We start from the raw sequence: 13,093 nt of genomic DNA on the forward strand, positions 1-13,093 counted from the left end.
GGCTAAAAATTTTAGAGGCTAAAGCAGAGGATCTATTGATGACCAGCAACAATCAGCCCACAAACACGACTCAGGTTCAAACAGCCGATCCGCTTTTTCTTCAAGCCGAACATTTGGCTCAGGATTTTTCGCTGTTTCCTAAGCACAGTAAGCAAAGTCTTTCACAGCAGATAAAAGGTCTGCTTAGCGACGACGATATTCAAGCTAACTTAAAAGAGTTAGAGCAATTGGATGTTGATGGCTATGTGGCCAAAGTCATTCAGCCTACCTTAGATAAGGGCCGCCCAGGCGCTAAGCGCGTGATTGCGGATCTTAAAGGCAAGTTAATTGTCGAAAAACATATGGGGCCTTTCTATAGTGCCGAGATTGAACTGAACTTTGGATCTCGTACTCGCCGCATCGGTTTTATCGCCCAAGAGCGCACCACAAGTAACGGTGCCTGGATGCCAGAGCATCACCTGGCGGCCTGCACGGCCATTCGTCATTTTGCCGAACTTTCTATGCCTATCGTTTACCTCATCGACACACCGGGTGCCGATGCGGGTGAGATAGCCAACAGCCAAAACCAGGCGCATTCTATCTCTAAGGCGATTGCCGAGAGTGCTAACGTTGACGTACCGACAGTCGGTATCGTTATCGGCGCCGGTTATTCTGGCGGTGCGATCCCATTGGCCGCTGCTAACATCCTGTTGTCGCTACGTGACGGTATTTTCAACACCATTCAGCCACAGGGTCTGCAAAGCATCGCGCGTAAGTACAACCTCTCTTGGCAGGAATGTGCTAAGTCGGTAGGTGTGTCACCAGAAGAGCTATACACCTCAGGTTGTATCGATGGCATTATCGATTTCTCACCATCTGATAAAGATGAGCGCCAGCACAACCTGCGCCGCGCCATTATCAGCAGCATCGAGGCCGTTGAGCATGCGGCGGTGCAATTTGTTCGCGAATCTAAGGATCTGCGCGAACATTACGATCGCAGTCTGAACCGTTTCCTCCATCCTTCTAAGAACCTGGAAGCGCTTGAGCATCACGCTGAGCTGTCGGTGGCTAACAACCCAACTATGCACCTTAACCTGTTTGGTAGCTCATACCGTTACCTGCGTTACCTTACGCTGCGTAGCCGTATCCATTCGATCTCACAGGATCAGTATGGTCGCCTGTCTAAGGTGAGTGTGCCTGAAGGTGATCTGCTGGCGCGTATTCAGCAAGAGCAGGACAAGGTATTCCAGTCTTGGTTATCTAGCCCTGATAAGCTGGTATACGACGAAGAACTTAACAAGCTGTGGAGCAACTTTACCTCCAAGCGTGACGAAGTTTCTACCGAGCGTAACATGCTGACTCGCCTCATCTTAGGTGAGCCGAAGCAGAACTATAAGAAGGCCCGTAAGGCGCTGTTGTTCAACATCGGTTGGTCGCTGTACCACAGATGGAAGAGCAACGCCGAGAACAACTTCAAGGGGCTGATCCACTATCTTGAGAGTCTCCCAGACGAAGTCACTCAGGCAGATTGGCCTGAGCTGAACCAGCTGACGGTACTGGATGTGATCGTGCACGAAGAGCTGCGCGAGGACTTCATCTGGCAATGCTATAACATCTTGATCTTCAACGCGCTATACGACAACGTTGTGGGCAACCTTGCCTCTATCGCGAAAGAAGCCATGATGTCTAAGAGCCTGTCACGCGCCTCAGTTGACAGCCTGCTGCATGACTCAATCGACCGCGCTATCTCTAAGCAAGATACCGCCAACGATAAGAACAAGTTCTATAAGTGGCTGAAGTACTTCATGTCTCAGTCTAACCGCGCCGATCTGCTCACCAAAACCGAGCAGTGGAAGAGTGTTGGTTTCCCTCAGCTTAACGACTCTCTGTTCGTTATCCTGACTTACTTCTTTGAGCGTCTGCTGCCTGAATACTTCGCTAGCGAAGAGGAGAGCAGTGAGTACACGGGTGCCATCAACCCGGTTCGTATCGGTCGTCGTAAAGACTTCTGGAACCGTTTGACCATGGGTTATCAGGATCTGCTGATCCAGAAGGTACTGCGTGACGAGAAACGCGCCGGTAAGATGAGCTGGGAAAATGTGATTGCCAAGTTCTTTAGCGAGTTTGAAGAGCTAAACGGCGACAAGATGTCGGCTAATCTGCTGAACTTCCCTGGCTTCCGTCTCTCTATCGAAGACGCGCTAGACAAGGGTATCCGTCCTTGCGGTCTGATCACTGGTACTGCTGATTTCGAGTATCAGGGACAAACCATGCGCGTCGGTGTGGCAGTGTCTAACACTGCCTTCCAGGCCGGTGCCTTCGATATGGCCTCTGCCGAGAAGTTCTCTGCGCTGCTAATCGAGTGTGCTAAGCGTAAGCTGCCTGTGATCTGCTTTATCAGCTCAGGTGGTATGCAGACCAAAGAAGGTGCTGCGGCGCTCTTCTCTATGGCGGTAGTAAACGACCGTATTACCCGTTTCGTTCGTGATAACGAATTGCCGGTATTGATGTTTGGTTTCGGTGACTGTACTGGTGGTGCACAGGCGAGCTTCGTGACTCACCCGTTAGTACAGACTTACTACTTCTCTGGTACCAACATGCCGTTCGCGGGTCAGATGGTTGTCCCTGCGTATCTGCCGTCTACTTCTACCCTGTCGAACTATCTGTCTAAGGTACCTGGCGCCATGAACGCCCTTGTTACCAACCCATTTAGCGACACTATCGACGATCAGCTAAGCAGTATCGATCCGCTGATGCCTAAGCCAACGGCTAAGGTCGTTGATGTGATTGGTAACGCCATTTCGACCCTAGTGCCAGAGATGTTGATCACAGAGGAAGAGTTGGTACAGGACGATCCGCGTCAGCTGATGAAGCCGATTGACAAGGTTCTGGTACACGCTCGTGGTTGTACTGCGGTGAAACTGATCCGCAAGGCTCACGACAATAACATCAAGGTGGTACTGGTAGCGTCAGATCCTGACATGACCTCAGTACCGGCCGACATGCTGAACGAAAACGACAAACTGGTCTGTATCGGTGGTAACACCTCAGACGAGAGTTACCTCAACGCCTACTCGGTATTGAAGGTCGCCGAATATGAGCAGGTCGACGCGCTGCACCCAGGTATCGGCTTCCTGTCGGAAAGCCCGCAGTTTGCGGCTCTGTGTGTGAATAACGGCGTTAACTTCGTTGGTCCTAGCGTACACAGCATGACCACCATGGGTAACAAGTCGAATGCGATTAAGACGTCGCAGGCGCAAAATGTACCTGTGGTACCAGGTAGCCACGGTATTCTGACTAACGCCGAGCAGGCGGTGAACGTGGCCAACGAAATCGGCTACCCAGTGCTGCTTAAAGCGGTACAAGGTGGCGGCGGTAAGGGGATCCAGGTCGTTCAACGTCCAGAAGATATGATCTCTCTGTTCCAGAAGACCTCTACCGAAGCGGCTGCGGCCTTTGGTAACGGTGACCTCTACCTAGAGAAGTATGTGACCTCACTGCGTCATATCGAAGTCCAGTTGCTGCGTGACAAGTTTGGTAATACTAAGGTACTGGGTCTGCGTGACTGTTCGGTACAGCGTAACAACCAGAAGGTGATCGAAGAGTCTGGCTCAACCATGCTGCCTGAAGAGCTGAAGCAGAAGGTGATGGAATACACCCGCGCCCTCGGTGACGCCACAGACTACATGGGTGCAGGTACCGTAGAGTTCATCTACAACCTGGATGCCAACGAAGTCTACTTCATGGAGATGAACACACGTCTGCAGGTTGAACACCCTGTGACCGAGGCGACCTCAGGTATCGACATCGTGAGCGCAGGCTTCGACATCGCCGCTGGCCGCTCTATCGAACATCTCGAGCCACAAGAGATTGGCTATGCCATCGAAGTACGTGTGACCGCCGAGAAGGCCGCGCTGGATAGCAATGGTGTGCTTCAGTTGCTACCGCATCCTGGCGTTATCACAGAGTGTGTGATCCCAGAGCGTGACGATATCGAGATCATCTCAATTGCCGGTGAAGGCAAAGAGGTTTCACCATACTACGACAGCCTAATCGCACAGATCATCTGCCGTGGTGAAAGCCGTGAAGATGTGATCAACAAGCTGCATGATTACCTGGCTAATCAGGTAGTGATTAAAGGTATTGCGACTAACATTCCATTGTTAACTCGCATCCTGAAAGATGGCACCTTTAACGAAGGTGTGTACGACACTAACTATCTGCCACGCTTCATGGCTGAGCTGGATATTCCTGCGCTGATCGCCGAGATGGAAGCTGCCGCCGAGACTGTGGGCGTCGATACCGAGTCGCTGCGTGTGGGCGAGAGTAACGAGCTTAAGGTACTGGCTCAAGGTGCGGGTATCTTCTATACCTCACCAGCGCCTGGTGAAGCTGACTTCGTGAAGGAAGGTGACATAGTGACTGTGGATCAGACACTGGCACTGACCGAAGCGATGAAGATGTTCTCTCAGGTGACACTGGCTGGCTTCAACCGCCAAGGCGCCGTGCTCTACCCAGAGGACAAGCAGTATCGCATCGAGCGTATCCTGAACAGCAATGGTCAGCAGGTTTCGCAGGGTGAACTCCTCTTCGTAGTCTCTCCTGTCTAACTAGCCTGATTGAATCTCAATACCCGCCTAATGGCGGGTATTTTTTTGCCTGTAATTTAGATTACTTGCTGTCACTTGCCAGTGCCCACTTGAGTAGTAGCGGGCCGGCCAAAGTGGTGATGGCGATAATCAGCACCAGCTCGGTGAATAGCTTAGGGGAGATGACCCCCATCTGCAGCCCCATCTCGGCAAACACCAGTCCTACCTCGCCTCTGGGAACCATGGCACTACCAACAATCGCCTTGCTGCGCAGCGAGCCGGGTACATTGAACCCTGCCATAGCCTTGGTCGCTATAGCCAGTAGTGACAACATCAGCAGGGTTAACATCCCTGACCAGCCTAGGTCTATCTGACTTAGATCTAAGCTGATCCCCACGTAGACGAAGAAAATCGGCGCGAAGATATCCACTAAGGGTTTAGATTCGACCTCCATCTCGTGGGTGAAGGAGAAGGGGTTTTTTAGGTAGCGATTAAGTGGTGAGATAAATTGGCGACTCAGTGCCAGGCCTACCACGAAGCCGCCGAGTAGTGCGGGAGCGTGCAGGGCATGTGCCAGCCAGGCAAACAGACAGATGAGGATCATGGTGATGATTGCTTCATAGCCAGTTTCCTCCTCTCTCGGTTTTATGGCTCGAAACAGATACAGGAGTAAGCGTGCCAAGGGGGGAGCCAGAAACAGAAAGGCGCCGATTTTGAGGATCAGCAAGCCGCTGGGGATAAGTCCCACCTCGCCTGAACTGGCGAAATTAAACAGCAGGCTGAGCAATATCACACCAGCAATGTCATCGATCACCGCTGCACCTAAAATGATATGACCTTCCCGGCTCTGGGAGCGCTTTGCTTGGGCCATCACCCGCATCGAGACCCCTATACTGGTGGCGGTGAGCGCGCAGCCCAGATAGAGTGCGGTAAAGCCAGGAAGCTCCAGGTAGGCAAGACTGACCCAGCCGATAACGATTGCCGGTATGGCGATCCCCAATAGGGCGACGCCGACGGCGCTGCTTCCGGCTTGGAAGAGACGTTTGACCGAGGTTTCGCAGCCAATAGAGAAGAGCAGCAAGATCACGCCGAGTTCTGCCATAACGGCCAGGGTCTCGTGGGGGGCAATCCAGCCCAGTAAGCTGGGACCGATAAGGATACCGGCGGTGATCTCGCCGACGACGGCGGGCAGTTGCAGCCGCTTAAAGGCCTCGCCCAGTAGGCGACCGAAGAGCAGAATTAAAAACAGGGACAAGACGAAGTTATCTATGGCCATGGCAGGCTCGACTCCCTGAAAAGGGTGATAATGTGATCTTGGTCATTTTGATGACCGAGATCAAGGCGCAAGCTGTACAGTGTGACTAAGCTCAAATGAAGACTCATCGACAGGAGGTAGCCATGGACAAGGTATTTATTATTTCCCAGAAAGCCGAGGAACAAGCTGATGCGATTGAAAAGGGGATCGCCTTGGCCAAGGGGCTTGAGAAGGAGGCTGAGGTGTTTGCCTACAGCTATGAATCCTTCGCGGGTAAGGAACACTATAACCCCAGGTTGGGTGCCGCTGCCAAGGTAGCGTTGATGAGTCAGCGCAGCGATGAGATCGCCGCTAAGCTTAAGGCGCTTAAGGCAGACGATGTGGCGGTGCATAGTGTCTGGACTAAAGATCTGTTTGAGCATGCCTGTCATCACTCCATTCGTCATGGCTTCGATTTAATGGTCAAGGCAGTGCATAACAAGGAACACTACCTGCCGATGGACTGGCAATTGATCCGCCATGTTAGGATCCCCTTGATGTTGCTGTGTGATAATCCGCTACAGCGGGCAAAAACCGTGCTGATGGCGGTGGACCTGGGTAGCGATAACCCCATCAAGCAGAAGCTAAACCAGTGTGTCATTCAGCATGGTCGCCAATTGGCAGAGGCCATGGACTGTCAGCTGCATCTTGCCTACATCATCAGGGTGCCCAAGATCCTAAGAGACATGGACCTGATCGATACCCGCACCCTGGTCAAGGAGGCCTATCACAGGTATCAGGCGCAGTTGGACGATATTGGCCTGCATCAGGATCATGTGCATTTCTTGGCAGGAGACCCTGATCTCTGTCTTTATGAACTCTCCTGTCGCCTCAAGGCGGCCTATCTGGTGATGGGTGCCCGTCAGCGCAAGGGCCTGATGGGCATGGTTATCGGTAACACCGCCGAGGCCATGTTGAACCGCATTCGCAGCAATGTGCTGATCATTCCAGCTGACGATCAGCTTCTGCCTGCCTAAGTTTGAGCTTATGCTGCTGACGCCAGAGACGCTTGTGAAATTCATCGATGAACAGCAGCGTCGATGCGGCGCTCAGCAGTATCAGCCACTGTCCTAGCCCTATGGGGCTTATTCCCAGCGCCTGGCTGAGTCCAGGCGTATAACTGGCACCTATATGTATCCCTTGCGCTAACACTATGCCAAACAGTAGCAGGGGATTGCTGAGCATTGGCATCCGTAGCAACGAGTTGTGCTCTGAGCGGCTATTGAGGGCATGTACATTCTCAAACAGCACCATCAACATCAGGGTGAGGTTGCGAGCCTCGACCTCGCTGCTACCCATGTTGAGTAACAATGAAAAGAGGGCGAAGGCCACAAGCCCCATCCATAGCGCGCTCACGATTAGCCTTTCTAGCATCAGGCGGTCGAAGATAGGCTCACTGGGTTTGCGCGGTGGCTGATCTATCTCATGCCCCTCGCCGGGCTCGAAGGCCAGCGCGACATCCTGTACCCCATTGGTGACCAGATTGAGCCAGAGGATCTGCAAGGGGAACAGGGGAATAGGCAGAGCAAACAGCACGCTTAAGATAAACAGGAGCAGTTCGGCGGCGCCGGTACTGATCAGCAGATAGATCACCTTGCGGATATTGTTGTAGACGATGCGCCCCTCGATGATCCCTTTGACGATAGAGCTGAACTTGTCATCGGTAAGCACCAGATCGGCGCTCTCACGTGCCACATCTGTACCCTTGAGGCCCATTGCTATCCCCACATGGGCGTGTTTCAGCGCTGGTGCATCGTTGACCCCATCACCTGTCATGGCGACAAATTCTCCCTGACGAATCAAGGACTCGGTGATCTCCATCTTCTGCCTGGGCTGAACCCGGGCAAATACCCTGTGATTTGCGACCAGGTTATCGAACTCGCTGACACTGTGCTGCTGAGCCTGGCTTAGCTGCTCGCCAGTGATCACTCCATCTTGATCCTTGATTAGCTTGAGCTGACGCGCCAAGGCGAGTGCCGTGACCGGATGGTCGCCGGTGATCATGGCTACTTTTATCTGTGCCTGCCGACATTGTGCGACTGCGGTGATGGCGTCTTCGCGAAGGGGATCGCTCATGGCCACTAAGCCTAGAAACTCAAGCCCTTGCAGCGGTTGGTGCGGGTCGCTCACCTGGCCACTGGCCAGAGCCAATACCCGGTAGCCATGCTGAGCCAGCCAGTGGGTTTCATCATGCACTGCTTTAACTTGCTCAGGGGTTAGCTGACACATGGTCAGCAGCTTTTCCACCGCGCCCTTCACCGAGATCACCGAGGCACCATCTATCTGGTTAATGCTGGCACTGAACTGGTTTTCCGACTCATAGGCAAAGAGCTTTTCTTGCGGCGCCTGTTTGGCCTTATCCATCTCGAGATTGAGCTTATAGCCCAAGGTAAGAAAGGCGAGATCTACCCCATCACCGTCGGCATGAACCTGATCCGCGTCGAAAGAGAGGTGAGCTTCGTTAGCCAATACGCCAGCGAGCGCCAAGCGGTGCAGCTCGGGGTCATGGCTGGGTGATACTGGTACGCCATGGCCATGTTTGTGCACCAGTCCTGAGGGCGACAGCCCAGTACCTGCTACGTGAAAGCGTTCGCCTGAAAGCAGGCTGATCTGGCTGATGGTCATCTCGTTGACCGTGAGGGTGCCCGTTTTATCTGAGGCGATATAGGTGCAGGAACCTAAGGACTCTACCGCAACCAATTTGCGCACAATGACATTGGCCTGAGACATACGTTTCATGCCGATAGCTAAGGCGACCGTGATGGCGGCAGGCAGTCCCTCGGGAATGGCGGATACTGCTAGTGCGACCCCAAGCAGGAATACGTGGGAGAGATCTGCGCCTCGCAGCAAGGTCAGGGCGAAGATAAGCGCGATGATCAGCAAGGTGGCGATGGCAATGATTAGGGTAAAGCGCTCGATGCGCTGCATCAAAGGGGGCTTGGCACTGCCGCCTTGGTGCACCAGGTCGGCTATCTGACCTATTTGGGTGCGAGAACCTGTGGCAACCACTTCGCCTTCGGCGCGGCCATGGGTGACTAAGGTGCCAGCAAAGGCCAGATCTGTCTTTGCCACCGCCAGTGACTCACCGGTGAGCGCCGACTCATCCACCTTAAACTGGTTATGTTGTTCGATTTTGATATCGGCGCCAATACGATCGCCATTACTGAGCAGGACATAATCGCCGGGCACCAGGCTCTGGCTGTCGACCATCTTGGGATGACCATCGCGTATCACCTTGCTTTGTGAGGGGACCATCTCACTCAGCGCATCGGCGGCTTGCTGGGCAGAGTATTCCTGTACTGTACCTATGATGGCGTTGAGCATTAAGACGGCAAAGATAAAGATGGCGTTCAGCAGTTGGCCGAGCAGCAGACAGACGATAAAGGCCGCGAGCAGCACATAGATGAAGGCGCTCTTAAATTGGATGATAAACAGGTGTACGAAGCTGAGTCTTGCAGGTTTAGGCAGGCAATTGGGTCCATATTGCCTGAGTCGGTCATCTGCTTGTTGACTCGATAGTCCCGGCCCGGCCACAGTAACTCCTTGTGGTTTTTGCCTCAGGTGATGCTAGATCTATAGCCCATCTGGCGCCGGGTTGCTGGGAATCGGGGCTTGGCTTGATAAAGATCAAATCCAAGCGAGCCAACATCTTGACGAGATTACTCTTTTAAGGGGTGATCCTCTGGTAATTGGCGGTTGATCCATAGAATCAACTTGTGTTTCATATTGGGGCCATCTTCCTTGTCGTGTGCCAGGGGCTGGATCAATTTGTCCTTCACCAGCAGACGGTAGATGCACTCTACCTTATCTTTGGGGGAGATCCCCTTTTCAAAGTCGGCAAAGCCACGCTTCTTGGCGTAGCCAACGCCAATTTCCAGGGCCAGTTTTAACAGTTGTGCGTCGTGCTTCCCGTGTTTCATCGATTCGGCTCCATTAGCGGCGATACCCTCAAACTACCTTAGTTTCCGATGGGAACATACTGTTAGCGGCGTAAATTTGCTGTAAGTGTCATCTCTACTGCGCATCTGGCTATAATTACAACAAATTGAGCGCAATGAGGATAATGATGATTCAGGTTAGCGGCATAGATCACTTAGTATTTCGCACCACACGACTAGACGCCATGTTGCACTTTTACACTCAAGTGCTGGGCTGTCCCATCGAGCGGCAATTGGCCGATGAGGGACTAACCCAATTAAGAGCGGGTAAGGCATTGATCGATATCGTCACCTGCGACAGTAAGCTGGGCAAACTCGGCGGTGGCCCACCGGTGCAAGATGGCCGTAATGTCGACCATATCTGTCTGCTTATCGAACATATAGAGGAGCAGGCACTACTGGATTATCTCGCCGAGCAAGACATAGCGACCGAAGGGTTTGCCAAACGTTATGGGGCCCAAGGGTTTGGGCGCTCCCTCTATATCAATGACCCAGAGGGGAATGTGGTGGAGTTGAAGTTGGCTAAGGAGTAACTGAGACTCCTCATTCTCGAGTTGGGGATATTTTTGATTTTAAATGACTAACTTGTAGCGTTAACCGAAACTGTTTTGAATTGCTTGGCAGCAGGCCTTTCGTGCAAACATTCTTTTGGCACGCAGCAAGTCCATCCTTGGATGCTCTGCGAAATCATCCATGATTTCGAAGGCCAAAAGCATGTTTACACCTAGTTATCCATCTCTTCGATTGAACCGCACTTGGCCGTCATCATCTTCTAAAAGCTAAGTCATTTTTGGACAAGAATGAGTTAGAATTTTAGGCCTATTTCATCAGTTTCAGATTCATTTATGTATGGTCAGCGGTTTGTTAGGTATTTATACTCAAGCAGGGTGACTTGCAACGCATCAACTTTTAAGTTAATCGACACTCCAGTCACATCCTGCACTTTCACTTTCCATTCAGCTCCAGCTCTTTCTCTTTTTTTGATAAATCATCTAACGTTACTTTTGGATTTTCTTTTGCCATTTGAATAAAGAGCTCAGCATTCTGAAGTATTAAGTGCGCAAATGTACCTTTTTCTAGTTTATTGTTTTTATGGCCAATGTCTTTACGAATTTCTCTAAAGAAATCCTCCATTAGAAATATCGAATCCGCATCAGGATTACCTTTTTTGAGGTGCGTCATCCACTTGATATACTTTACGAGAACATCTTGCCCACCCCAAAGAACCATTTTTCGCTGCCACTCGCGCAAAAAATCTACAAGACTTTTTTGCTCTGATTCATCCTCATGTTCTGAATAAAACACTTTGAAAAATTCTTTCAGAAACTCATCGTAGATCTCTGTTTTCTTCTCACGATAATGTGCTTCAATATCTTTTTTACGCTCATAGTACTTACCCAAAACAACCGTCAAAGTTGATACCGTAACGGTGGTAAACGCAGTAATAGCGGCCAAAGCAACCTTTGAGTCTAAAGACTTAAATTGTCCCCAAATCTGAGATACTATCCAATACCCACCCCAAGCAATACCTATTAGCATTGCTAATCCAAGTAGAAACGATAAGGCTTTACGCATAACTCTCCTTGATGGCTAATGCCCAGCGTTGGCTGTCTCTCTGCCGCTGTTTGTTAGGTGTTCGGCGCGAGACCATGATTTACCCTATACGTTTTCTAGCAATTGCCGGAACAACTATTACCAGAGTAATTGCTAGCGCCGAGGTGAGCCACATTTCGTTGAGAGTGACATTGTAGCTTGCCTCCCCGTCAAAGGGACCAAATGCTGCGTGAAAGAACTCCGGCGGCGCCCCCCAGCCATGGTACATCCATTGATTCCACCAGGCTTGAGCAACGGTAAATGACACAAATATTAGCAGTGTCAGGAATGTTAATACTCTTAGAGCCGGTTTCATTTTTTAAACACCTAACGCTTTTTACTAGGGAATCCCCAGATAATTCCTTTTACAATCAATTAGTAGACACGCATGGTGCTGTTTGATCTAATCAATTTCGCCAAAAACAAACTAGAACAACACCATGCGTGACATTACGATACTACATGACTCTCTTAGCAATCAATGCGCTTCCATCCACAAAAAACGTCTTAATTCTCTTATGGTTGCCACTAAATCATTACTAGATGGTGATCAACTCTCTTTGACCCAGCTAGGCCGTAATATCTCTGGTAATGTGGCGCCTAAACACAGTATCAAACGCATTGACCGCTTGCTCGGTAATCGCCACATCAATAACGACCGATTGACGATATATCGCTGGCATGCAATGCATCTTTGCGGTGCTAACCCAATGCCTATAGTACTTGTCGATTGGGCCGATGTGAGAGAACAACTCCGCTTGATGACATTGCGCGCCTCCATCAGTGTTCAAGGGCGCAGCGTGACCCTTTATGAGCGTACTTTTGAATTCAAAGATTACAACGCACCTCGCAGCCACAATGTTTTTCTCACTGAGTTGGCAAAGGTGCTTCCGAATGGCTGCTGTCCACTAATCGTCACCGATGCTGGCTATCGCAATACTTGGTTCGCTCAAGTCGCCAGTCACGGCTGGTTTTGGTTAGGGCGTGTTCGTGGTGACGTCAGTTATCAGCATGTTGGAACACATCAATGGCACTCCAATAAGTCGCTTTATCCAACAGCAACGAACAAAGCCAAATACATCGGCCGTGTTAATCTCGCCAGGAAAAGCCCATTGCCCTGTCATTTACACCTGTACAAAGCGAAAGAAAAAGGTCGTAAAGACCGTCGTTCCTCAAAGGCTGGAAGAAACCATACCGCTCAAGCAAGCTACGGAAGAAGCAGCAAAGAGCCGTGGTTATTGGCAACCAATTTACCGCCTAACCACTTTAACTCGGTTCAAGTCACAAAGCTCTACGCTAAGCGAATGCAGATTGAAGAGACCTTTCGAGACTTGAAGAGTCCACAATACGGCATGGGGCTGAGGCACTGCAAAAGTCGTTGTCCGAAGCGGCTAGATGTGTTGCTGCTCGTCGCCATGCTGGCAGAAATTGCCTTATGGCTAATTGGTATCGTCGCCTTACATCTAGGCTGGCAAAAACACTTTCAGGCCAACACCATTCGGCATCGGCCTGTGCTGTCGATTGTCAGATTGGGGAAAAAGGTAAGGCGAAGAGAAAACTATCAAATAACAGCGCAGCATTTACACTGGGCAATACATGAATACATCAAGTTAGTTCACACTGCTGGGAGACCTGAGTTATGAGGGGATCCCCCAGCGCTTTTTATTAAGGGGCCGGAACTGCGTAGCAGTGGAGGTCCC

8 protein-coding genes are annotated in these 13,093 nt (G+C 51.1%); 4 read left to right on the plus strand and 4 right to left on the minus strand.

The features are described from left to right. Window positions 1-38: 38 nt before the first annotated feature. A complete protein-coding gene (locus L2712_RS00975) occupies window positions 39-4,589 on the plus strand; it encodes an ATP-binding protein (protein ID WP_248976610.1) in 4,551 nt (1,516 codons plus the stop codon). 61 nt (window positions 4,590-4,650) lie between these two features. Here L2712_RS00975 and L2712_RS00980 read toward each other — a convergent pair whose 3' ends face one another. Beyond that, window positions 4,651-5,844: a cation:proton antiporter gene (locus tag L2712_RS00980; protein ID WP_248976611.1), complete on the minus strand. Its 1,194-nt coding sequence runs from the start codon at window positions 5,842-5,844 to the stop codon at window positions 4,651-4,653. A 122-nt stretch (window positions 5,845-5,966) separates the two neighbouring features. Between L2712_RS00980 and L2712_RS00985 the strand changes: the two genes are divergently transcribed. Next, on the plus strand, window positions 5,967-6,839 hold the full coding sequence (locus L2712_RS00985; protein WP_033537809.1) for a universal stress protein: 873 nt from the start codon (window positions 5,967-5,969) through the stop codon (window positions 6,837-6,839). Here L2712_RS00985 and L2712_RS00990 read toward each other — a convergent pair. Both L2712_RS00990 and L2712_RS00995 read right to left on the minus strand, forming a co-directional pair. Continuing rightward, complete coding sequence (locus L2712_RS00990; protein ID WP_248976612.1) at window positions 6,805-9,396, minus strand: cation-translocating P-type ATPase; 2,592 nt, start codon at window positions 9,394-9,396, stop codon at window positions 6,805-6,807. The genes L2712_RS00985 and L2712_RS00990 overlap by 35 nt on opposite strands. A 125-nt stretch (window positions 9,397-9,521) precedes the next feature. Continuing rightward, window positions 9,522-9,782: a DUF5062 family protein gene (locus L2712_RS00995; protein WP_033537811.1), complete on the minus strand. Its 261-nt coding sequence runs from the start codon at window positions 9,780-9,782 to the stop codon at window positions 9,522-9,524. Window positions 9,783-9,925: 143 nt separating this feature from the next. Here L2712_RS00995 and L2712_RS01000 point away from each other — a divergent pair, with 143 nt between their 5' ends. Continuing rightward, on the plus strand, window positions 9,926-10,333 hold the full coding sequence (locus L2712_RS01000; protein WP_346347557.1) for a VOC family protein: 408 nt from the start codon (window positions 9,926-9,928) through the stop codon (window positions 10,331-10,333). Between the two features lie 412 nt (window positions 10,334-10,745). On the opposite strand, the gene L2712_RS01005 is transcribed toward L2712_RS01000, so the two are convergent. Then, entirely contained in the window at window positions 10,746-11,375 is a 630-nt protein-coding gene (locus L2712_RS01005) for a hypothetical protein (RefSeq protein ID WP_248976613.1), read from the minus strand. Window positions 11,376-11,833: 458 nt separating this feature from the next. Here L2712_RS01005 and L2712_RS01010 point away from each other — a divergent pair, with 458 nt between their 5' ends. Further along, window positions 11,834-13,036 carry an IS4 family transposase gene (locus L2712_RS01010; RefSeq protein WP_248976614.1) on the plus strand — a complete coding sequence of 401 codons (1,203 nt, stop codon included), beginning with the start codon at window positions 11,834-11,836 and terminating at the stop codon, window positions 13,034-13,036. The last annotated feature ends 57 nt before the right edge of the window (window positions 13,037-13,093 follow it).

The organism is Shewanella marisflavi (assembly GCF_023283925.1).
In the GTDB taxonomy this organism is placed as follows: Bacteria; Pseudomonadota; Gammaproteobacteria; order Enterobacterales; family Shewanellaceae; genus Shewanella; species Shewanella marisflavi.